The sequence below is a fragment of the Nocardioides rubriscoriae genome (assembly GCF_008087085.1).
GTDB classification, from domain to species: Bacteria; Actinomycetota; Actinomycetes; order Propionibacteriales; family Nocardioidaceae; genus Nocardioides; species Nocardioides rubriscoriae.
In genome coordinates, this window is the sequence record NZ_VIYJ01000005.1 from 505,941 (window position 1) to 527,465 (window position 21,525).

18 protein-coding genes are annotated in these 21,525 nt (G+C 73.1%); 5 read left to right on the forward strand and 13 right to left on the reverse strand.

What is annotated here, in order from left to right; genetic code table 11:
- Positions 1-67: 67 nt before the first annotated feature.
- Positions 68-1,438 carry a MocR-like pyridoxine biosynthesis transcription factor PdxR gene (gene pdxR / locus FZC61_RS11965; protein ID WP_148614379.1) on the forward strand — a complete coding sequence of 457 codons (1,371 nt, stop codon included), beginning with the start codon at positions 68-70 and terminating at the stop codon, positions 1,436-1,438.
- Between the two features lie 27 nt (positions 1,439-1,465).
- Here pdxR and FZC61_RS11970 read toward each other — a convergent pair whose 3' ends face one another.
- Both FZC61_RS11970 and FZC61_RS11975 read right to left on the reverse strand, forming a co-directional pair.
- On the reverse strand, positions 1,466-1,864 hold the full coding sequence (locus FZC61_RS11970) for a DUF4233 domain-containing protein (RefSeq protein WP_246142647.1): 399 nt from the start codon (positions 1,862-1,864) through the stop codon (positions 1,466-1,468).
- The gene (locus FZC61_RS11975; RefSeq protein ID WP_148614380.1) at positions 1,861-3,258 is read right to left on the reverse strand and encodes a bifunctional folylpolyglutamate synthase/dihydrofolate synthase; all 1,398 of its coding nucleotides are present in this window, start codon (positions 3,256-3,258) and stop codon (positions 1,861-1,863) included. The genes FZC61_RS11970 and FZC61_RS11975 overlap by 4 nt, the downstream gene beginning before the upstream one ends.
- Positions 3,259-3,342: 84 nt before the next feature.
- On the opposite strand from FZC61_RS11975, the gene FZC61_RS11980 reads away from it, so the two are divergent.
- Positions 3,343-4,443: an NAD(P)-dependent alcohol dehydrogenase gene (locus tag FZC61_RS11980; protein WP_148614381.1), complete on the forward strand. Its 1,101-nt coding sequence runs from the start codon at positions 3,343-3,345 to the stop codon at positions 4,441-4,443.
- Positions 4,444-4,450: 7 nt separating this feature from the next.
- On the opposite strand, the gene FZC61_RS11985 is transcribed toward FZC61_RS11980, so the two are convergent.
- The 5 genes from FZC61_RS11985 to FZC61_RS12005 are packed head-to-tail and all read right to left on the reverse strand — an operon-like array spanning position 4,451 to position 9,060.
- Positions 4,451-6,205: an alpha/beta hydrolase family protein gene (locus FZC61_RS11985; protein WP_148614382.1), complete on the reverse strand. Its 1,755-nt coding sequence runs from the start codon at positions 6,203-6,205 to the stop codon at positions 4,451-4,453.
- Positions 6,199-7,110, reverse strand: a complete 912-nt coding sequence (locus FZC61_RS11990; protein WP_148614383.1) for a class-II aminoacyl-tRNA synthetase family protein — start codon at positions 7,108-7,110, stop codon at positions 6,199-6,201. The genes FZC61_RS11985 and FZC61_RS11990 overlap by 7 nt, the downstream gene beginning before the upstream one ends.
- Entirely contained in the window at positions 7,107-8,327 is a 1,221-nt protein-coding gene (locus tag FZC61_RS11995; protein WP_148614384.1) for an acyl-CoA dehydrogenase family protein, read from the reverse strand. Before FZC61_RS11995 ends, FZC61_RS11990 begins: the two co-directional genes overlap by 4 nt.
- Positions 8,324-8,587: an acyl carrier protein gene (locus FZC61_RS12000; RefSeq protein WP_148614385.1), complete on the reverse strand. Its 264-nt coding sequence runs from the start codon at positions 8,585-8,587 to the stop codon at positions 8,324-8,326. The genes FZC61_RS11995 and FZC61_RS12000 overlap by 4 nt, the downstream gene beginning before the upstream one ends.
- Positions 8,584-9,060 carry a holo-ACP synthase gene (locus FZC61_RS12005; RefSeq protein WP_170286082.1) on the reverse strand — a complete coding sequence of 159 codons (477 nt, stop codon included), beginning with the start codon at positions 9,058-9,060 and terminating at the stop codon, positions 8,584-8,586. Before FZC61_RS12005 ends, FZC61_RS12000 begins: the two co-directional genes overlap by 4 nt.
- A gap of 131 nt (positions 9,061-9,191) precedes the next feature.
- Here FZC61_RS12005 and valS point away from each other — a divergent pair, with 131 nt between their 5' ends.
- Positions 9,192-11,795, forward strand: coding sequence for a valine--tRNA ligase (valS, locus tag FZC61_RS12010; RefSeq protein ID WP_211357230.1), 2,604 nt, complete (start codon positions 9,192-9,194; stop codon positions 11,793-11,795).
- 58 nt (positions 11,796-11,853) lie between these two features.
- On the opposite strand, the gene FZC61_RS12015 is transcribed toward valS, so the two are convergent.
- The 4 genes from FZC61_RS12015 to FZC61_RS12030 form a co-directional block, all read right to left on the reverse strand.
- Complete coding sequence (locus tag FZC61_RS12015) at positions 11,854-12,813, reverse strand: hypothetical protein (RefSeq protein WP_148614387.1); 960 nt, start codon at positions 12,811-12,813, stop codon at positions 11,854-11,856.
- A gap of 350 nt (positions 12,814-13,163) precedes the next feature.
- The gene (gene clpX, locus FZC61_RS12020; RefSeq protein ID WP_148614388.1) at positions 13,164-14,447 is read right to left on the reverse strand and encodes an ATP-dependent Clp protease ATP-binding subunit ClpX; all 1,284 of its coding nucleotides are present in this window, start codon (positions 14,445-14,447) and stop codon (positions 13,164-13,166) included.
- A gap of 148 nt (positions 14,448-14,595) precedes the next feature.
- Positions 14,596-15,201 (reverse strand): ATP-dependent Clp protease proteolytic subunit, encoded by a 606-nt coding sequence (locus FZC61_RS12025; RefSeq protein ID WP_148614389.1) that lies wholly within the window; start codon positions 15,199-15,201, stop codon positions 14,596-14,598.
- 10 nt (positions 15,202-15,211) lie between these two features.
- Complete coding sequence (locus FZC61_RS12030; RefSeq protein ID WP_148614448.1) at positions 15,212-15,817, reverse strand: ATP-dependent Clp protease proteolytic subunit; 606 nt, start codon at positions 15,815-15,817, stop codon at positions 15,212-15,214.
- Between the two features lie 197 nt (positions 15,818-16,014).
- Here FZC61_RS12030 and FZC61_RS12035 point away from each other — a divergent pair, with 197 nt between their 5' ends.
- A complete protein-coding gene (locus FZC61_RS12035) occupies positions 16,015-18,783 on the forward strand; it encodes a penicillin acylase family protein (protein WP_148614390.1) in 2,769 nt (922 codons plus the stop codon).
- Between the two features lie 18 nt (positions 18,784-18,801).
- On the opposite strand, the gene FZC61_RS12040 is transcribed toward FZC61_RS12035, so the two are convergent.
- A complete protein-coding gene (locus FZC61_RS12040) occupies positions 18,802-19,293 on the reverse strand; it encodes an SRPBCC family protein (RefSeq protein ID WP_170286083.1) in 492 nt (163 codons plus the stop codon).
- Between the two features lie 7 nt (positions 19,294-19,300).
- The gene (locus FZC61_RS12045; RefSeq protein ID WP_148614392.1) at positions 19,301-20,512 is read right to left on the reverse strand and encodes an esterase/lipase family protein; all 1,212 of its coding nucleotides are present in this window, start codon (positions 20,510-20,512) and stop codon (positions 19,301-19,303) included.
- A 161-nt stretch (positions 20,513-20,673) separates the two neighbouring features.
- On the opposite strand from FZC61_RS12045, the gene FZC61_RS12050 reads away from it, so the two are divergent.
- Positions 20,674-21,525 (forward strand): hypothetical protein, encoded by an 852-nt coding sequence (locus tag FZC61_RS12050; protein ID WP_148614393.1) that lies wholly within the window; start codon positions 20,674-20,676, stop codon positions 21,523-21,525.

Below are 21,525 nucleotides of genomic sequence, written 5' to 3' on the forward strand. Positions count from 1 at the left end.
CTAGGATCCGCCGCAGGTGGCCTGCTGTCCCGGGCCACTTCCCGCCGATTCGAACAGGACACTTCGCGTGCCGACCGCCCTGCCCCTCGTCGTCGACCGGACCTCCCCCGACCCGCTGCACGTCCAGGTCTCCGCGGGCGTGCGGCGGCTCGTGAGCGGTGGCACCCTGCCGGTCGACGCGCGCCTCCCGAGCTCGCGCGCCCTCGCGGCCGACCTCGCGGTGTCGCGCGCGGTCGTCGAGCAGGCCTACGACCAGCTGCTGGCCGAGGGCTGGCTGGTCGCGCGGCACGGCGCGGGCACGTTCGTGGCCTCGGTCGCCGCTGCGACGTCGCCCCCGGCGCCCCCGGCACCGGCCCCGGGGCCGACCGCGGCGTCGTCCCTGGTCCGCCTCGACACCGGGACGCCGTGGATCGACCCGCGCCACCGGGCCGGCTGGCGCCGGGCGTGGCGCGAGGTGTCGGCAGCGGCGCCCCCGCGCGGGTACGACGACCCGCGCGGGCTCCCCGAGCTGCGGGCCGCCCTCGCCGAGCGGCTCACCCGGCAGCGCGGCGTCGCCTGCCACGCCGACGAGGTGGTGGTCACCGCCGGGACCACCGACGGTCTCCGGCACCTCCTCGCGGTCCTCCCGCCCGGCCCCGTGGGCGTCGAGGACCCCGGCTACCGCGCCGCCGTCGCGACCGTGCGGCACGCGCACCGCGAGGTCGTCGACCTGCCGGCCGCCTCGCCGCCCGACGACCTGACCGGGCTCGCGGCGGCGTACGTCACCCCGGCCCACCAGCACCCGCTCGGCCGGGTGATGTCGGCACCGGAACGGGTGGCGCTGCTCCGCGCCGCGCAGGCGGCCGGGGCCGTCGTGGTCGAGGACGACTACGACAGCGAGTTCCGCTGGGACGTCGCCCCGGTCCCGGCCCTGGCCGCCCTCGACCGGAGCCGGGTCGCCTACCTCGGCACCGCGTCGAAGTCGGTGGCCCCGAGCCTGCGGCTGGGCTGGCTGGTGGCACCGCCGGCGCTGCACGAGGCCCTGTGCCGTGACCGCGAGACCCGTCACGACGCGGTGTCCTGGCCGGTCCAGCGGGCCCTGCTCGTCCTGCTGCGCGACGGCTACGTCGACAAGGTCGTCCGGTCGGCCCGCAGGGCCTACGCCGAGCGGGCACCCCGCGTGGCCGCCGTGCTGGCGGCCCACGCCGAGCCGGCCGGGCCGAGCGCCGGCATGTACTCGACGTGGCTGCTCGACGGCGACCGCGCCCTGGCCGCGCACCGGGCCGCCCGGGAGGCGGGGTTCGACGTGCCGCTGCTCGCCGACTACGCCCGGTCCTCGGGCCTGACCGGGCTCGTCGTCGGCTTCGGCGGCGTCAGCGACGCCGAGCTCGACCGGGCCCTGGTCGCGCTGGACCGTGGCCTGCGCGGGTCAGCGGGCCGATCAGCACACCGGCGCTGAGTCGTCCGCCCGAGCGTGCGTCCTGGCTCACGCCGGGGCGGACGACCCGTCGGCCCCGCCCTGCTCGGCGTCGAAGCGCGCGTAGGCCTCGGCCCGCTCGCGCTCGATCTTGCGGCCGAGGTAGTCGGCAGTGCCCCACAGCAGCGCGAACATCGCCCCGAGGAAGAACATGGTGGTGACCAGGAAGCCCAGCCCGACGGCCGCCACCTGCACGGCCCAGCCCAGGTCGTAGCCGCGGCGGGTGCGCAGCATCCCGGCGGCCAGGACGCACACCACGGCGAGGCCGAGACCGACCGAGATCGCGACGGCGGGGCGCACGTCGGAGATCGCGATCGCGACCGGCGCGGTGAGGGCCAGGATGACGGCCTCGAGGCTGAGGACGGCGGCGCACATGGCCCGCCGCGGGGAACGGTCGCGGTCGCTCACGAGCCCGCCCCGGGGGCGCTGCGCTCCGGCCGGGCCAGCAGGGTGCGGGCCTCGCCCACGGTGACGACCGACCCCGTGACCAGCACGGCCCCCGAGCCCATCGAGCTGACCGCCTCGCCCGCCTCGGCCAGCGCGGCCGCGGCGTCGATGGCGTCGGCGAGCCGGGGCTCGACGGTGACCCGGTCCTCGCCGAAGACCTCGATCGCGGTGCGGGCCAGCTCGGCGGCCGGCATCGCCCGGTCGGTGGAGTTCTGGGTGACGACCACGTGGGCCAGGTGCGGCTCGAAGACCGCGAGCAGGCCCTCGGCGTCCTTGTCGCCCATCACGCCAATGACGCCGATGAGCGGCGAGAGCTGAAAGGAGTCCTCGAGCGCGGCGGCGGTCGCCTCGGCGCCGTGGGGGTTGTGGGCGGCGTCGAGCACGATGGTCGGGCTGCGGCGGATGACCTCGAGCCGGCCCGGCGAGGTGACCTGCGCGAAGGCCTCGCGCACGACGTCGTCGCCCAGCGGCGAGTCGCCGACGAACGCCTCGACAGCCGCCAGGGCGACCGCGGCGTTCTGGGCCTGGTGGGCCCCGAAGAGCGGGATGAAGACGTCGTCGTAGCGGGCTCGCAGACCCTGCAGCGACACGACCTGTCCCCCGACGGCCGGCTGGCGCGCGGCGACGGAGAAGTCGACGCCCTCGACGACCAGGCGCGCCCCGACCTCGGCGGCACGCTCGCCGATGACCGCAGCGACGTCGGGGGTCTGCTCGGCGACGACCACGGTCGCACCGGGCTTGATGATGCCGACCTTCTCGCGGGCGATCTCGGTCACCGTCTCGCCGAGGTAGCGGGCGTGGTCGAGGGCGACCGGCAGCAGCACCGCCACGTCGCCGTCGATCACGTTGGTGGCGTCCCACGAGCCGCCCATGCCGACCTCGACGACGGCCACGTCGACCGGGGCGTCGGAGAACGCGGCGTACGCCATGGCGACGACGGTCTCGAAGAAGCTCAGGGGATGGGGCTGGTCGGCGTCGACCAGCGCGATGTAGGGGGCGACGTCGTTGAAGGCCCGCACGAAGGCCTCGTCGTCGAGCTGCTCGCCGTCGATGCTGATGCGCTCGGTCATCTTCTGCACGTGGGGCGAGGTGAAGCGCCCGGTGCGCAGGTCGAGCGCGCGCAGCAGGGTGTCGATCATCCGCGAGGTCGACGTCTTGCCGTTGGTGCCGGTCAGGTGGATCGAGCGGAACGTCGACTGCGGGTCGCCGAGCAGCTCGCAGAACGCGCGGATCCGGTCGAGCGAGGGCTCCAGGCGTGTCTCGGGCCAGCGGGACAGAAGGGCGTCCTCGACCTCGTCGAACGTCTCGGCCAGGCGCGGGGTCCGGGGGTCGTGGTCATCAGCGGCGGTGGTCATCTCCCCCCGAGTCTAGGGATCCGCCGTACACCCGATCGAGTCGGACGCTTCCACCGGACGAGAACACGTTCTAGGTTGCTCCTCATGAAGACCTTGGCGGCCGTCGTCCACGAGCAGGGTGCGGAGTTCGTGCTGGAGGAGGTCGACCTCGACGAGCCGCGCGCCGACGAGGTGCTGGTGCGGATGGTCGCCACCGGCCTGTGCCACACCGATCTCTCGCTGCGCGACTCGCTGCCGGCCGAGATGTTCCCCCGGGTCTTCGGCCACGAGGGGGCCGGCGTCGTCGAGCAGGTCGGCGCCGACGTGACCGGCATCGCGGTCGGCGACCACGTGCTGCTCAGCTTCCGGTCGTGCCGCGACTGCGGCCCGTGCCGCGAGGGCGCGGTCGGCTACTGCGACAACGCGCTGGTGCTCAACTACATGGGCTTCCGCATGGACGGCTCGACCACCCACCACCTTGCCGACGACGCTCCTCTCTACGGCTCCTTCTTCGGCCAGTCGAGCCTGGCGCAGCACGCGATCGCCTACGCCGACAACTGCGTCGTCGTCGACCCGTCGCTCGACCTGACCCTGCTGGCGCCCTACGGCTGCGGCTTCCAGACCGGGGCCGGCACGGTCCTCAACGTCTTCGACCCGACCCCCGAGCAGAGCATCGTCGTCTTCGGCGCGGGTGCGGTCGGCCTCGCCGCGATCGTCGCGGCCCGTGCCGCCGGGGTCACCACCGTCGTCGCTGTCGACCTGCTCGACTCCCGGCTCGAGGCCGCCGAGCGGTTCGGCGCCCTGCGCGTCAACCCTGCCTACCTCGGCGAGCAGTCCGTGCCCGACCGGGTCAAGGAGCTGACCGGGGGCGGGGCGGCGTACGCCGTCGACACCACGGGCGTCTCGGTGGCCGTGAAGCAGGCCCAGCTCTCGTTGCGCCCGCGCGGCATCCTGGTGGCGCTCGGCCTGGGCGCCGAGGAGTACGCCGTCGACGCGATCGACCTGCTCCAGAACGGCAAGGTGGTCCGGTCCTCGATCGAGGGCGACTCCGACCCGCTCGAGATGATCCCGCGGCTGCTGGCGATGCGCGCCGACGGCCGGTTCGACGTCGACCACCTGGTCACGACCTATCCCCACACCCAGATCAACCAGGCGGTCCTCGACGTCCTGGCCGGCACCGTGGTCAAGGCCGTCCTGCTCTGGTGAGCGTGCCTCAGGCCCTCGAGTGCCGCTCGAGGAACGCGGTGGCCCGCACGAAGATCTGCTCCTGGGCGCGCCGGGTCAGCAGGGAGTGGTCGTAGACGTCGTCCTCCTCCAAGCGCAGACGCCCGCGCCGCTGGTCCCACCAGCGCACCGGCCACCAGGCCGCGACCTCGGTGAAGTGCTTGCCGTCGTCGTGGCACACCACGAGCTCGACGGTGGTGCCGCGGCGCAGCACCCGGTGCACGATGCGGTACGGCGCCCGCCAGGCCGCCAGCTGGCGCCAGATCCGCCACCAGCCGCTGGCCACGACCGGATGGACGTCGCGCACGCGGAAGAGCAGCGCCGGCGGCACCACGGCGGCCCGGCGCACCTCGCGGGCGGCCAGGTCGACCGGGACCTCCCACAGGGTCAGCCGGGGGTTGATCGCGAAGACGGCGTCGACCTCGGCCGCGAGCGCGGCCTCGAACGCGGTGTAGGCACCCGAGCACAGGGCCACGAAGACGACCCGTGAGCCGTCGGCGCGCAGGGCGGTCATCAGGTCGCTCATGTCGGCGACCCACTCGGGCGCGAAGGTGGTGTCCTCGCGCTCGCCGGGGCGGGTGGGGCTGTCGCCGATGCCGCTGTGGTCGACGCGCACGCAGCGGTGTCCCTGGGCGGCCCAGGCCCGGGCGAACTCCACCCACCGGCGGCCGGGGCCGATGTGGTGCTCGGCGGCGACGTTGGGCATCACGACCCAGGGCCGGTCGGCGGCCGAGCCGTCGGCGGGCTCGACGACCACCCCGGCCAGGCCGACCTCGCCCAGGGTCACTGCGCGCTCGCGCACCGCGACGGCGGGCCCGCCCTCGGGAGGTACGGCGGGCAGCACGACGCCGGGGTCGGCGCGGCCGACCAGCGCGGGCAGGTCGGCGGGGAGGTCGAGGCGGTAGGGCTCGGCGGGCGCCGCGGCGGCCAGCCAGTCGACGATGTCGGCCACGGCGCGCAGCGGGACCTGCCCGTCGCTGGGCTTGAGGTCGAGCAGCAGGTGCTGGTCGTGGGCGGTGCTGGCGGTGAGCGCGTCGCCCTCGAGCGCCAGCCGGTCGACCAGGGACGGCGGCACCGGACGGTCGTCACGCAGCAGGAGCAGCACCCGCGCGGCGAGCGGCCGGTCGCGGGGCAGCCGGGTCAGGTCGAGGCCGCGCAGCGCGGTGGCCGTCGCGGCGTCGTACTGGAAGCCGGGCGTGTGGCGCAGGCCGTCGTCCTCGGGCGCGGCGTCGTCGCCGAAGGCGTGCAGGGCCTCGCTCTCGCGCAGGAAGAGCCGGCCGCTGACACAGGGGTCCCACAGCACCAGGCTGCTCCAGCGCAGGTCCGTCGACTGGACCGGGGCCGAGGCGGCCAGGGTCGCACCCAGCCGCATGCCGACCGCCGCGACGTCGTGCACCCCGAGCCCGCGCAGGTGGTCGTGGGCCGCGACGACCCCGGCCAGCCAGGCCTCGACCCGGTCGGGGTCGGCCATGGCGCCGGCGGAGTCGCCGGTGCCGTCGTAGTCGAAGCGCAGCGCGACGAACCCGCGCTCGGCCAGCGACTCGGCCAGGCGGCGGTAGGTGCGGTGCGCCGAGCGGCCCTCCTCGCCCATCGGCGGGCACAGCACGACGCCGCCCACGACCTCGACCGGCCCGTCCGGGGCTCCGGAGCCGGCAGGCACCGACAGCCACCCGGCCAGCGGCCGGTCCGGGTCGCCGAACCAGATCCGCAGGTGGGCGGTCTCGCTGCGGGTGAGCGTCAGCACCCCAGGGCCGCCCTCACGTCGGCCGGCCACGCGGCGAGGTCGAGCCCGTGGGCGGCGTACAGGGCCAGGGTGGTGCGCTCGAGGCCGAAGGCCATGCAGGCGCCGTGGGCCGGCTGCCCGTCGCCCGTGGTCAGGGAGAAGGTGCGCCCGAAGTGGTCCTGCTGGTAGTTGGCCGAGGCGATCGCGGTGCCGGTGGCGTCGGTGATGTCGACGACGAACTCGTACTTGAGCGCAGCCTCGACCTGCCCGGCGACGAGCATCCGCCCGGCGCGGCCGAAGAACGGGTCGTGGGCGACCTCGACGCGCGGGCGCAGGCCGAGGCCCTCGAGCACGGCCAGGGCGCGCGGCATCCAGGAGTCGCGGTGCCCCAGCGCCTGCTCGGGGGTGCCGACGAGCACGAACTCGTACATCCGGAACGACTGCAGACGCGTCGGGTCGGGCCCGGACTCGTGGCGGAAGACGAAGCCGCAGATCTCGGCCCGGCTGGCCTCGTCGGGGATCTGCGCCGGGAGCGTGGCGTAGAGGCTGTGGCAGCCCGCGGAGCTGAGCACGATCTCGGCCGGCTCGAGGTGCTGGGTCCAGTCGCAGCCCTGCTCGAGGTCGCCGAGCAGCGCCTTGTGCTCGGCGTCGGAGCCGCGGAAGACGTCGACCGAGCCGACCAGGTCGGGGAACGACGCGACGTAGTCGGTGCGCAGGAACTCCGCGCGCGGCAGCACCGGCGGGAACCACCGACGCGGCGCGTCGTGGTCGACGCGCTGGGACCCGAGGTGGCGCTGCAGGCCCTGCAGCACGTCCTCGAACTCGCCCGAGAGCTGGTAGACGCCATCGACGGCGCTCGCGACCAGCAGGCCGGCGTCGAGGACGGCGGTCCGGAAGTCGTCCGGGGCGGCGTACGGCGCGCTCACCGCTGCCGCTGCACGAGCGCGAGCTGGGCGGTGTTGCCGGCGATGCGGTCGTTGTTGACCATCACGGCCGCGCCGTGGGCGTCGCGCAGCAGGCGACCGAGCGTGAACTCGGTGTCCTCGCGGTAGCCGGCGATGCCGCACACGAGCATGGCCCGGTTGACGATCTCGACGACCTGGGTCGAGGCCATCACCTTGAGCATGTTCATCCCGATCGCGAAGTCGAGACCGGCGGTGGCCTCGGGGTCGTCGGCGATCGCGAGGTAGCGCGTCATCTGCGACTCGACGGTCGCCGCGAGCTGCTGGCGGGCCGCGATCAGGTCGGGCAGGCGGGCCGCGCCGGGCGGCGTCGTGCCGAGCTGCTTGCGGGCGGCCTTCTGCACGAACCGCTGCGCCCGCCACGAGGCCTCCTCGGCCATCCCGAGCCACAACGAGGCCCACAGCAGGTGGGAGACGGGGACCATCGTGTGCGACGAGACGACGGCGAACGGCACCTGGCACACGAGGTCGGCCGGGCCGGTCGCGACCAGGGTGAAGCCGCGCGAGCAGGTGCCGCGGAAGCCGAGGGTGTTCCACTCCGAGATCGGCGTGGTCGAGATGTGCTCGCGCTCGCACACGACCATCACCTGGTCGCTCGCGGCGCTGTCGGCGTCACGACGCGCCGTGGCGAGCACCACGTCGGCGTGCTCGCCGTAGGAGATCACGGGGGCCTGCTTGGTGAGCTCGAACCGGTCGCCCTCGAGGACGACGTGGCACAGCGAGCTGCGCGTGTCGCCGCCGATGCCGACCTCGGTGGTCGCCGAGGCGACCAGCAGCTGCTCGACGGCGATCCGCCGGGTGAACGCGGTCAGGGCCGGGGTGTCGGCGTGGCGCACCAGGCAGGCGACCTGGATGTGGTGCATCGCCAGCACCATCGCGGTCGAGGCGCAGGCCCGGGCGAGCTCGCGCACCACCACCGCGGCCTGCTCGACGTCGTGGCCGAGCCCACCGAGCTCGCGGGGCACCATCGCCCCGAGCAGCCCGGCGCCGCGCAGGGCGTCGATGCCCTCGTGCGGGAAGCGTCCGTCGCGGTCGACCTCGGCGGCGTACGGCGCGACGTGGTCGGCCGCGATCGTGCGGGCCAGCGCGCGCAGGTCGTCGAGGTCGGGCAGGTCGGCGGCGTAGGCAGTGGTCGTCGCGCCGGTCGTCGCGTCGGTCGGCCCCTCGGTGAGGGCGGTCATGACGTCGCGCCGAGCTCGGCGAGGGCGGCGGCGATGGCGTCGACCGAGGAGAAGGTGGTGCGGGTCAGCATCCGCTGCGGGAACTCGACGTCCCACTCGTCCTCGCAGGCCAGCATCACGGTGACCGAGGCGTGGGAGGTCATCCCGGCGGCGTAGAGGTCGTCGGAGGAGTCGAGCGCGTCGACGTCCTTGGTGAGGTGGGCGTGCAGGCGCAGCACGTCGCGGATGCGGGCCTGCGTCGTCGTGGTCTCGGTGCTCATCGGTGCTCTTCCCCCTGGTGATGGCGGTCGTCGTGCTCGTCGTTCTCGTCGTGGTCGTGGTGGCGGGTCAGGGCGACGGCGACCGCGAAGGCGGTCGTCGCGTCGTGGCTGAGGCTGACGTCGATGGGGCCCGTACCCGTTCGCCGGGCGATCCAGGCGGCCCGACCGTGCAGCCGCACGCGCGGACGGCCCCCGCCGCCGGTCACCTCGACCTCGCGCGGGTCGACCCCGTCGGCGGTGCCCAGCAGCTTGAGCACCGCCTCCTTGGCCGCGAACCGGGCCGCCAGCGACGGCGCGCCACCGACGCGGCAGTCGCGTTGCTCGGCGTCGGTGTAGACGCGGTCGAGGTAGCGGGCCCCGAAGTCGGCCACGGCCCGGTCGACGTGGTCGATGCGCTGCAGGTCGCACCCGATGCGCGGTAGCGCGGGTGTCGAGGACCGGGAGAGGACGTCACGGCCGGCTTCACCAGACACGTTGCGTCCTGGTCGTCGGGAGCCTGGGCTCGGGGAGGGACGGCACGACCGTATTACACGGAGCGGTCCGGCGTGGTGATACCGCTTTTCGGCGCCCGGGCCCGCCTCCCTAGGATTCGGTCATGACCGAGATCACCGAGCAGCCCACGGACACGACGAGCACGCCGCCCCGCGCGCTCGTCGTACCCGACAAGGCTGCGCTGGAGGGTCTCGAGGAGAAGTGGTCGGCGGCCTGGAAGGCCGACGACACCTACGCCTTCGACCGCACCCGGTCGCGCGAGGACGTCTACTCGATCGACACCCCGCCGCCGACGGTGAGCGGCAGCCTGCACGTCGGGCACGTCTTCTCCTACACCCACACCGACCTGATCGCCCGCTACCAGCGGATGCGCGGCAAGGCCGTGTTCTACCCCATGGGCTGGGACGACAACGGGCTGCCCACCGAGCGCCGGGTGCAGAACTACTTCGGGGTGCGCTGCGACCCGTCGCTGCCCTACGACCCCGACTTCACCCCGCCGGAGAAGCCCGACGCCAAGAAGCAGGTGCCGGTCAGCCGGCCCAACTTCGTCGAGCTCTGCGAGCAGCTGGCCGTCGAGGACGAGAAGGTCTTCGAGTCGCTGTGGCGCACCCTGGGCCTGTCGGTCGACTGGTCGCAGACCTACACGACCATCGGCGAGCGCGCCCAGACGGTCAGCCAGCGCGCGTTCCTGCGCAACTTCGCGCGCGGCGAGGCCTACCTGCAGGAGGCGCCGACCGTCTGGGACGTCACCGACCAGACCGCGGTCGCGCAGGCCGAGATCGAGGCCCGCGAGTACGCCGGCCACTACCACCGGGTCTCGTTCCACGGCGCCGACGGGGCGGCTCACCACATCGAGACGACCCGCCCCGAGCTGATCCCCAGCGTGGTCGCCCTCATCGCCCACCCCGACGACGAGCGCTACCAGGGCCTGTTCGGCACCACCGCCACGAGCCCCGTCTTCGGCGTCGAGGTCCCGATCGTCGCCCACCCGGGCGCCGAGATGGACAAGGGCTCCGGCCTGGTCATGTGCTGCACGTTCGGCGACCTGACCGACGTCATGTGGTGGCGCGAGCTCAACCTGCCCGTCCGCACGGTCGTGGGCCGCGACGGGCGGCTGCTGCGCGAGACGCCCGAGTGGCTGGCCGGCGAGGCCGCCGCGGCGGCGTACCAGCAGCTGGCCGGCAAGACGACCTTCTCGGCGCGCGAGGCCATGGTCGGGCTGCTGCGCGAGAGCGGCGACCTCGACGGCGACCCCAAGCCCACCACCCGGATGGCCAACTTCTACGAGCGCGGTGACAAGCCGCTCGAGATCGTCGCGACCCGCCAGTGGTACATCCGCAACGGCGGCCGTGACGAGGCGCTGCGCACCGAGCTGATCGACCGCGGCGCCGAGGTCACCTGGCTGCCCGCCCACATGAAGCACCGCTACGACAACTGGGTCGGCGGCCTCAACGGCGACTGGCTGATCTCGCGCCAGCGCTTCTTCGGCATCCCCTTCCCCGTCTGGTACCCCCTTGACGCCGACGGCGAGCCCGACTACGACCACCCGCTGACCGCCAGCGAGGCCGAGCTGCCGGTCGACCCCTCGACCGACGCCCCGCGCGGCTACACCGAGGACCAGCGCGGCAAGCCCGGCGGCTTCCTGGGCGACCCCGACGTGATGGACACCTGGGCGACGTCGTCACTGACCCCCCACATCGCCGGTCGCTGGGCCACCGACGACGACTTCTTCGCGCGGGTCTTCCCGATGGACCTGTGTACGCAGGCCCACGAGATCATCCGCACCTGGCTGTTCTCGCGCGTGGTCCGCTCCCACTTCGAGAACGGCGTCACGCCGTGGACCCACGCGATGCTCTCGGGCTGGATCCTCGACCCCGACCGCAAGAAGATGTCGAAGTCCAAGGGCAACGTCGTCGTCCCGACCGAGATCCTCGACAAGTTCGGCGCCGACGCCGTCCGCTGGCGTGCCGCGACCGTGCGCCCGGGCATGGACTCGCCGTTCGACGAGTCGCAGATGAAGGTCGGCCGCCGACTGGCGATGAAGGTCCTCAACGCCTCCAAGTTCGTGCTGGGCAACATCGGCGGCACCGACATCGACCCGGTCCGCGTGACCGAGCCGATCGACTGCGCCCTCCTGGCGCGCCTGGCCCAGGTCGTCACCCGCGCCACCGACGCGTTCGACGCCTACGACTACGCGACCGCGCTCGAGAGCACTGAGAAGCTCTTCTGGGAGTTCTGCGACGACTACCTCGAGCTGGTCAAGGAGCGCGCGTACGCCGCCGAGCCGTCCTCGCCGCGCGAGTCGGCGCGCGCGACCCTGTCGATCGCGCTGCACCTGCAGCTGCGCCTGCTCGCGCCGTTCCTGCCCTACGTGACCGAGGAGGTCTGGTCGTGGTGGCAGGAGGGCTCGATCCACCGCGCCGCGTGGCCGGTCACGACCGAGCTCGGCTCCGCCGCCGCCTCCGACCCGGCCATGGTCGACCACGTCGCCGCCGCCCTGGCCGGCATCCGCGGGGCGAAGTCGCAGGCCAAGGTCGGCATGAAGGCCCAGCTCTCCCGCGTCGAGATCAGCGCCACCGAGCCCGTCCTGGCCGCCGTCCGGCAGGCCGAGCCCGACCTGCGCGCCGTCGGCAGGATCACCGGCGACCTGGTCTACACCCCCGTCGGGTCCGGCGAGCTCTCCGTGGCCGCCGAGCTCGCCCCCACCGACTCCTGACGCCGACCCGTCGCGAAAACGCGACGGGTCGATGCTCCCCGCCGTCGACCCGTCGCGTCTACGCGACGGGTCGACGGGATCGGGCACGGTGGAGGTTCCACGTCGCCTGCAGACGAGGGACGAGGTCCTGGCGCGGGCCGAGCACGTGGTGCTTGCGCGCCACGACCAGGGTCCAGCGGCGCTCCTCGCGCAGCCACTCCAGACGCGCCTCGTCGTGATCCTCCTGCGCCTCGCCGTGCCACTCCTCGCCGAAGTACTCGAGGCCGAACCGGTCCTCGGGCAGGCCGATGTCGACGGCGCACCACCCACCGTCCGGTGCCACCTCCACGACCTGGCACTCCGGCCTCGGGAGACCGGCGTCGTGCCAGCGGAGCCGACTGGTGCTCTCCATCGCCGACTGTGACCGGTGGTCGACCAGCGGCGCCAGGGTCCGGGCCTGGACGACGTGGCGGTAGCCCTTGAACCGGAGCAGCTCGCTGACCAGCTCGTCGACCGTGAACTGTTGGAGCGCGGCCAACGCGTCGGCCGCCGCCAACGCCTGGTCGCGGTGCAGCAGCCGGAGCACGTCACAGGCCGTGCGTAGCGGGGTCGTCACGCGCAGCCCGCCGAGCTCGACGACGTCCTGCCCCGCCAGCTGCCGCTCCCCACTGCGGGCCAGCTCGTTGCGCAGGCGGCGGCCGGGTGGGGCGAACACCGATACCTTCGGCACCTCGAGGTGGTCGCCGGGGGCCAGGGCCATCGCCGCACCCCACAACCACGCGGCGGTCCGGTCGGTGACGACGCAGTCGGCGGGTACGACGAGCCGGAGGATGGCGACCCGCAGCTCGAGCGTGTCCTTCAGCCCGGCCGCGTGGAAGGTGCCCTTGAGCCGGCTCACGATCATGCCGGACCTGATGAGCAGGCGGCGGTGGTGGGTGTTGACACCCCGTCGATCGGCCTCGGCCGCGGTGTAGGGCCGGTCGGCGGGGAGCCTGGCGGCGAGGTCGAGGATGCCTTGGGGAGTCAGTGGTCTGGCCATGACGGCAGGCTGCCGCCGATCCCCCGGGCCCGCATCTGGCTATCCACAGACCCTCCCCCGTCATCCACAGGAAGAGGTCGACCCGTCGCGTCTACGCGACGGGTCGACAGGGATGGGCGCTGACCCGTCGCGTAGACGCGACGGGTCAGCGGGTGGCGACCAGGGTGGCGAACACGAGGAAGACCCCGATGAACGCGCCGATCGCGACGCCTTGACTACGGCTCATCCGAGTCCGCCTTCCGTGCCCGAGAGGGACCTGACCGTCCTGCAGGGGACAGTGTGCACGCACGACGGCACCACACCGGACGGCGGGTCGTCGGCGTGGTCGCGACCACGGGTCACCGGTCGGGTCAGGCCGACTTCTTCTTCTTGGCCTCGGGCTCGCGCAGGACGAGCTCGGGGGTGTCCTCGCCGAGCACGACCTTGTCGCTGATGATCACCTTGGCGACGTCGCCGCGGGAGGGGACGTCGTACATCACGTAGAGGAGGACCTCCTCGATGATGGCGCGCAGGCCACGGGCGCCGGTGCCCCGCTCGAGGGCCTTGTCGGCGATCGACTGGATCGCCTCGTCGGTGAACTCGAGGTCGACACCGTCGAGCTCGAAGAGCTTGCGGTACTGCTTGGTCAGGGCGTTGCGCGGCTCGGTGAGGATCTGGACCAGCGCGGCCTGGTCGAGCTTGGTGACGCTCGCGATCAGCGGCAGCCGGCCGATGAACTCGGGGATCAGGCCGAACTTGGTGAGGTCCTCGGGGCGGACCAGGGCCAGCAGGTCCTCCTGGGCCTTCTCCTCGGCACCGCGCACCTCGGCGGTGAAGCCGAGGGTCTTCTTGCCGACGCGCTGCTCGATGATGTGCTCGAGCCCGGCGAAGGCGCCGCCCACCACGAACAGGATGTTGGTGGTGTCGATCTGGATGAACTCCTGGTGGGGGTGCTTGCGACCGCCCTGGGGCGGCACCGAGGCGGTCGTGCCCTCGATGATCTTGAGCAGCGCCTGCTGCACGCCCTCGCCGGAGACGTCGCGCGTGATCGAGGGGTTCTCGGCCTTGCGGGCCACCTTGTCGATCTCGTCGATGTAGATGATGCCGGTCTCGGCCTTCTTGACGTCGTAGTCGGCGGCCTGGATGAGCTTGAGGAGGATGTTCTCGACGTCCTCACCGACGTAGCCGGCCTCGGTCAGCGCGGTGGCGTCGGCGATCGCGAACGGCACGTTGAGCATGCGGGCCAGGGTCTGGGCGAGGTAGGTCTTGCCGCAGCCGGTGGGGCCGATGACCAGGATGTTGGACTTGGCGACCTCGACGACCTCGTCCTTGGAGTGCTTGCCCGACTGGGGCTGCAGACCGGCCTGGACGCGCTTGTAGTGGTTGTAGACCGCGACGGCCAGGGACTTCTTGGCCTGCTCCTGCCCGATGACGTAGGAGTTGAGGAACTCGAAGATCTCCTTGGGCTTGGGCAGCTCGTCGAGGCTGACCTCGGTGCCCTCGCTCAGCTCCTCCTCGATGATCTCGTTGCACAGGTCGATGCACTCGTCGCAGATGTAGACGCCGGGGCCGGCGATGAGCTTCTTGACCTGCTTCTGGCTCTTGCCGCAGAAGGAGCACTTCAGCAGGTCGCCTCCGTCACCGATGCGTGCCACGGGCGGGTCCTCCTGGGTTGACGAGTGTCGAGCGGGTGTCGATCACGTGGGGGTGGAGCAGACGTGCGGGAACTGTGCGGGAACTGTCCGACGGTACCCCGTGCCGCCCCCCGCGGGGGGCGGACACGGCGATCCGTCGTGGGGAGCCTCAGGCGAGGGCGGGTGTCTTCAGCGACTCGAGGACCGAGTCGATCAGGCCGTACTCGACGGCCTGCTCGGCGGTGAGGATCTTGTCGCGCTCGATGTCGCGGCTGACCTCCTCGATGGCCTTGCCGCTGTGGTCGCTGATCATCTTCTCGAGCAGGTCGCGCATCCGCAGGATCTCGTTGGCCTGGATCTCGATGTCGGAGGTCTGGCCGAACGTGCCCTCGGTGTAGGGCTGGTGGATCAGGATGCGGCTGTTGGGCAGCGCCAGGCGCTTGCCCGGGGTGCCGGCGGCGAGCAGGATCGCGGCGGCCGAGGCCGCCTGGCCCAGGCAGACGGTCTGCACGTCGGGCTTGATGAAGCGCATCGTGTCGTAGATCGCCGTCAGCGCGGTGAAGGAGCCACCGGGGCTGTTGATGTAGATGCTGATGTCCTGGTCGGGGTTCATCGACTGCAGGCACAGCAGCTGTGCGATGACGGCGTTGGCGACGTCGTCGGAGATCGGCGTGCCGAGGTAGATGATGCGCTCCTCGAACAGCTTGCCGTAGGGGTCGATGCGGCGGAAGCCGTAGGAGGTGCGCTCTTCCCACTGCGGGATGTAGTAGTTCATCGCCTGTTCCTCAGTCCTTCTGGCGCGCGGGGCGCCCCTCGTCGGCTGCTTCGCGGGCGTTCTTGACGACCTGGTCGACCAGGCCGTACTCGAGGGCCTGCTCGGCGGTGAACCAGCGGTCGCGGTCGGCGTCGGCGATGACCTGCTCGACCGACTGACCGGTGTGCTCGGCGATGAGGTCGAGCAGCACCTTCTTGATGTGCAGCGACTGCTGGGCCTGGATCTTGATGTCGGAGGCCGAGCCGCCCATGCCGGACGACGGCTGGTGCATCATGATCCGCGCGTGCGGCAGGGCGTAGCGCTTGCCCTTGGTGCCGGCGCACAGCAGGAACTGCCCCATCGACGCGGCCAGGCCCATGCCCACGGTCGCGACGTCGTTGGGGATGTAGTTCATCGTGTCGTAGATCGCCATGCCGGCGTCGACGGAGCCGCCGGGGCTGTTGATGTGGAGGAAGATGTCGGCCTCGGGGTCCTCCGCGGAGAGCAGCAGGAGCTGGGCGCAGATCGCGTTGGCGTTCTGGTCACGGACCTCGGAGCCCAGGAACACGATGCGCTCACGCAGCAGGCGCTGGTAGATGTGGTCGTCGAGCACGTTGAGCCCGCCGCCGCCACCCATCAGGTGGTCTGTGCGGTGTTGGTCAGGGTTGGGGTTCACGTCGCCGACCCTAGCCCGCGGCGGGGACACAACCACGTGACATCGGGTGGTGTTCGCCATCAGCAGACAGACCGCCGCTCGCACCTGCCCTGCGCCCGTGACCCCGACCCTCCCGGCTCGTTGTGCCCGTCGTCACAGCCACCGTCTCGAGGAGCACCATGCGTCGCCGGCGCCCCATCCCGTTCATCGCCGCCCTGGCCGCGCTCGCCGCCGGGCTGACCCTGGTCGGCCCCGCACCGGACCTCGCCGCCGCGGCCGCCGGCGACGGCCCGCGCCCCGGCGGTGCGCGGCGCGCCGCCGCGCCACCGGAGGTGCGCAACATCCTGCCGCCGGGCTCCCACGGCAACGCGACGGCCCTCGACGTGGCCGCCCTCGGCGGGAGCACGACGGCGACCGGCGACTCCCCCGCCCACTTCGCCGACCAGCTCGAGATCTACGACGCCCTGACGACCAAGGACCCGGCGACGCTCGACGCCGGCGACCTCGACGACCTCTACAAGGACGCCGGCTTCACCCCGATCGACCCCGAGAGCACCTCGTCCCCGCGCCCGGGCCTGACGATCGTCCGCGACCGGTACGGCGTCCCCTTCATCGAGGGCGCGACCTTCGCCGACGTCGAGTACGGCGCCGGGTACGCCGCCGTCGAGGACCGGATGTTCCTCATGGACGTCCTGCGCCACACCGGTCAGGCCCGCCTGGCCGAGTTCGTCGGGGACACCCCCGCCAACCTCGCGATGGACCAGGGCCAGCTGCGCTCGGCCTATTACACCGAGGCCGAGGCGTCCGCGCAGGTCGCGAAGGCCGCCCGACGCGCCGGCGCCGGTGGGGCCCGGCTGATCACCGCCGTCGACTCCTTCGTCGAGGGCATCAACGCCGCCCAGCAGGCGCTCTGCCCGGTGGTCGTCGCCCCGACCTGCCCGGTCGAGTACGCCGCGCTGCAGAAGCAGGTCGAGCCCTGGACCCGCGCCGACGTCGTCTACGTCGCCTCGCTCGTCGGGGGCATCTTCGGCCGGGGTGGTGGCGCCGAGGCGTCCAACGCCGCGTGGCTCAAGGCCCTGACCGCCAAGTTCGGTCGCGCCGAGGCGCGCCGGGTGTACGACGACCTGCGCGCCAAGAACGACCCCTCGGCCCCCACGACCTCGAGCACCCCGCAGCCGTTCCAGACCGGCGGCCTGCGACCCGGCCTGCCGGGGGTCGCCCTGCCCGACACCGGCGGCGCCACCGCCCCGGGCACCGGGGCGATGCTGCGCGGCACCGCCGGCCGCAGCCGGCCCGCGCCCACGACGCTGGAGCAGACCCCGGGCGGCACCATCGACCTGCCCGACGGCACCACGATCGACCTCGCGCTCGAGCGCCACGGCATGAGCAACGCGCTGCTGGTCACCGGCAAGCAGAGCACCACCGGTCGCCCGCTGGCCGTCTTCGGGCCGCAGACCGGCTACTACGCCCCGCAGCTGCTCGTCGAGCAGGTGCTCGACGGGCCCGGCATCCGCGCCCGCGGCGTCGCCTTCGCCGGCACCAACCTCTTCGTCCAGCTCGGCCGCGGCCTCGACTACGCCTGGTCGGCGACGAGCTCGGGCAGCGACAACGTCGACACGGTGGTCGAGCGCCTCTGCGTGCCCGGGGGCGGCCGCGCGACGGTCCGCTCGACCGGCTACCGCGTCGGGTCGCGCTGCGTGCCGATGAAGCAGTCGACCCACACCGAGACGACCACGCCCAACGCGACGTCGCCCACCCTGCCGCGCACCTACGAGTTCCTGGTGCTGCGCACCCGCCACGGCATCGTGCAGACCCGGACCACCGTGGGCGGCAGGCCCGTGGCGATCGTCGCGCAGCGCTCGACGTACGGCCACGAGGTCGACTCGGTCATCGGGTTCTCGCAGTTCAACGACCCCGGCTACGTCAAGGACGCCGCCACCTTCCAGGAGGCGGCCAGCCACATCGACTTCTCCTTCAACTGGTTCTACGCCGACGACCGCGACATCTCCTACTACTCCTCGGGGCTGCTGCCGGTGCGCGCACCGGGGGTCGAGCCCGACCTGCCGCGGTGGGGCGACGCGACCTACGACTGGCGGCGCTACCTGCGCTTCGACGAGCACCCGCGCGAGACCAACCCGGCCCGGGGCTACCTCGTGAGCTGGAACAACAAGCAGGCACCGGGCTTCGCCGCCGAGGACGGCAACTGGAGCTACGGCTCGGTCTACCGCTCGCTCGCGCTCGAGAAGCGGCTGCGGGCCCGCATCGACGGGACCGGACGCATCGACCTGCCCGGGATGGTCGGGGTGATGTCGGGCGCGGCCACCGCCGACGTGCGCGCCGCCGAGACGCTGCCCTGGCTCCTAGCGGTCATCGGCGACGACCCGCGCACGGCCCGGGCGCGCGGGCTGCTGCGGACCTGGCTGCGTCACGGTGCGCAGCGCCGCGACCAGGACCGCAACGGCGCGTACGCCGACCAGGCCGCGATCGCGATCTTCGACGACTGGTGGGAGCACGGCGACCGTTCGGTCGCGCGCACCGTGCTGCGCAACCGGCTGGGCCGCCTGGTCGACGTGCTGCCGCAGAAGATCGACGACCACCCGCGCCAGGGCATCGGCTCGTCGTTCAACGGCATCGCCTGGTACGGCTACGTCAACAAGGACCTGCGCACGCTGCTCGGCCAGCGGGTGCCGGGCGCCTACCACGAGGGCTACTGCGGCAGCGGGTCGCTGAAGCGCTGTCGCACGAGCCTGCGGTCCTCGCTGCTCACCACCGTCAACCGGGTGCTGCGCGAGCAGGGGGTCACCGACCCCGCGCGACTGACCTACGACAAGCACGAGGACGACATCCGCGCGGTCACCGGCGGCCTGGTCGGCGTCCGGCCGATCGACTGGCAGAACCGTCCGACCTTCCAGCAGGTCGTGGCCTTCCGCACCCACCGGGCCCGCTGAGGGGCGGAGGAGGAGGGCTCAGGCGCCCTCGACCGCGACCTTGAGCCGCTGCACCGTGGTGGCCATGCCGGCCTCGAGCTCGTCGGCGTGGCCGCCGGCGCCCCCGAGCAGGGCGGCGGCGAAGAGCCCGCTGAGGCGGGTCAGCCGGCGCGGCACGGGTCGGCGGTGGACGACGTGGGTGCGACCGTCGGGGGTGGGGGCGAGCTCCCAGATCCAGCGGGCGCCGCTCGAGCGGGTGTCCCAGGCGATCGAGCGGCCGGGCTCGAGCTCGGCGACGACCGACCGCGTCGGCCACACGACGGCCTTGCGACGGTTGAGGCCGACGTACTGCTGACCGACGCGCAGGCCACCGCGCAGCAGCGGCTTCATGGCGAGGAGCTCGGGGCTCCACTCGCTCATCCGGGAGAAGTCGGTGAGCGCGGCCCAGACGGTCTCGGGCGGGGCGTCGACGGTCGTCTCGGCGCGCAGCTCGCGGTCGGCGGCGGTGTCAGGAGCGGGAGCAGAGGTCACCGCCGGATCATGACAGCCAGCGGCGCAGGGCGACGAGCACGTCCGGATGGTTGAGCAGCCCGAAGTGGTCGGTGCGACCGACGTGCAGCACCTCGGCGCCGGGGAACAGCTCACGGCCCGCCCGGTCGCGTCCGTACGCCGAGCGCGGCCGCACCAGCAGGTCGCCGACGACCTGGCCCACGGGGTGCCGCTCGGCCCGGGTGAGCGTGGCGCACACGAGGCGGTAGCGCGCGTGCGGCAGCGGGGCGACGTCCTCGGCGAGCCCGGCCACCAGGTCGTGCACCCCGAGGGAGCGCCAGTCGAGGATCCGGCCGAAGGCGGCGGTCTCGGGCAGCTTGGCCAGGCCCCGGCTGCCGTGGCCGATGCCCCAGGCGATCGGCGCCCCCAGGTGGGGGGTGCCGAGGGTGACGACGTCGGTGACCAGGGAGTTCCAGTCCGGCGCGCCCGGGGCAGTGGGGTCGGTGGGGCCTGCGGCGGCGACGGCGCCCGCGGCGCGGACGACCAGCCCGCCGAGGGAGTGACCGACCAGCGCGATCCGCGTGACCGGGACCGGCCAGGCCTCGACCAGGCGCTGGACCAGGGCGGTCAGCGCGACGCCGTTCTCGCGCAGCGGCAGGCCGGTGTTGACGCGCAGGAAGAGCGGGGTCCAGCCGTCGGCGGCCAACGACTCGCCGTAGGTCGTGCCCTGGCGATCGCGGTCGCGGTTCCAGTAGGACTCGTTCTCGCACAGGCCGTGCAGGAACAGCACGAGCTTGCCGCCGGCGTCGGGGAAGGCCGCGGCGAGGTCGTCGGCCTCGGGGGCGACGTCCTCGCCGTGCAGGCGCACCGCCATCGGGATCGCCATCTGCGGGCGCTGCTCGAGGAGCCGGTCCCCGATCAGGCCGTTGACGGCCGAGGAGACGAAGCGCCCGCGGGGGGTCGCCTCGAGGCGCGGGCCGATGCCGGTCGCCGCCGCCTTGTCGAAGCCCCGCGACGCCGCGCGCAGTCCCAGGCCGAGCCCCTCGTAGACGGCGGCGGCGATGCCGCGGTGGAGCACCTCGGGCACGGCGACGACCGGCCCGGCGCTGCCGGCGGCGCGGCGCGTGAGCCCGTGGGCCCGGTCGGCCCAGGCCAGGTGGGTGTCGCGCACGCTCTTGACGACCAGCTCGTCGGCGACCTCGGAGAGCAGCGAGAGGGCGTCGAGCACGCTCGGGCCGGGAGGTGCCTTGGTCGGGGACATGGCCGACATCCTAGCCGTTGAGTGGACATATGTGCACTCAATCGGTCGACACCGCGGGGACCCCGCGAGGACCCCGCGTGGCCACCGCGCTGTGGTTGGATGCCGAGCATGCAGCCAGCGGTGCTAGGACGGGCTCGAGGACGCGCCAGGCACGAGGTCCTGTGCTCCGCGTGACCCTGCGCGGGGCGGGCCTCCCCACGGTCACGCTCGGGTCCGGCGAGACCCTCCTCTTCGGCCGATCCCCTCACCACGCCGTGCCCGACGACGACCCCGACGACGCCCTGCGCGTCACCGCCATCGCGCTGCCCCGGTGCGCGCCCCACGTGAGCCGGCTGCTCGGCGAGCTCGTCGTCGGCGACGAGATCGCCCGCCTGCGCTGGCACGGCTCGGGCGAGACCCAGGTCTCGAGCCTCTTCGACGCCCCCGGTGGCGCGCGCCGGGTCACCGTGGCCGAGGGCATGGCGCTGCTCCTCGACGAGGGCGAGAACCAGCTCGTCGTGATGCGCGGGCGCCAGACCGGCCCCACGACCTACGACGACCTGTCGATCACCGTCGAGGTGACGACCTCCGTGCCCGTGCCGGCCGCGCGCCCCCGCCCGGTCGAGGACCCGTTCGCCGACCTCGACGCGACCGCCACCGCTCCGGCACCGCGACTGCCCCCGCTGTCGCGGGAGTGGTACGTCGCCCTGGCGCTGGCCGAGCCCTGGCTGACCGGCACCGACGACTACCCGCGCCCGCCGTCCAACCGCGAGATCTACGAGCGCGTCCTGGCCTGGCACGGCTACGCCTGGAACCTCGAGCGCGCCCAGCGCGTCGACGACGCCATCCGCGCCATCTCGGGGCTGGCCTTCGGTCCCAAGGAGGACCCGTTCAACGCCGGTCGCGGCCGCGCCCAGAACGTGCGCTTCGCGATCGGACGCCGCACCGCCGAGGTCCGCCTGGTGACCGTCGACGACCTCGAGCGCGTCGAGCGGGCCGCCGCGGCCCGGAAGGTTCCACCGGCGGTGTCCTAG

What these genes read in the sequence shown, in the direction of transcription:
- FZC61_RS12045 (WP_148614392.1), bottom strand. Translation starts at nt 20,512, where the DNA reads ATGTCCCCGACCAAGGCACCTCCCGGCCCGAGCGTGCTCGACGCCCTC.
- FZC61_RS12030 (WP_148614448.1), bottom strand. Translation starts at nt 15,817, where the DNA reads ATGGGTGGCGGCGGCGGGCTCAACGTGCTCGACGACCACATCTACCAG.
- FZC61_RS11995 (WP_148614384.1), bottom strand. Translation starts at nt 8,327, where the DNA reads ATGACCGCCCTCACCGAGGGGCCGACCGACGCGACGACCGGCGCGACG.
- FZC61_RS12000 (WP_148614385.1), bottom strand. Translation starts at nt 8,587, where the DNA reads ATGAGCACCGAGACCACGACGACGCAGGCCCGCATCCGCGACGTGCTG.
- FZC61_RS12025 (WP_148614389.1), bottom strand. Translation starts at nt 15,201, where the DNA reads ATGAACTACTACATCCCGCAGTGGGAAGAGCGCACCTCCTACGGCTTC.
- FZC61_RS11975 (WP_148614380.1), bottom strand. Translation starts at nt 3,258, where the DNA reads ATGACCACCGCCGCTGATGACCACGACCCCCGGACCCCGCGCCTGGCC.
- FZC61_RS12015 (WP_148614387.1), bottom strand. Translation starts at nt 12,813, where the DNA reads ATGGCCAGACCACTGACTCCCCAAGGCATCCTCGACCTCGCCGCCAGG.
- FZC61_RS12035 (WP_148614390.1), top strand. Translation starts at nt 16,015, where the DNA reads ATGCGTCGCCGGCGCCCCATCCCGTTCATCGCCGCCCTGGCCGCGCTC.
- FZC61_RS11980 (WP_148614381.1), top strand. Translation starts at nt 3,343, where the DNA reads ATGAAGACCTTGGCGGCCGTCGTCCACGAGCAGGGTGCGGAGTTCGTG.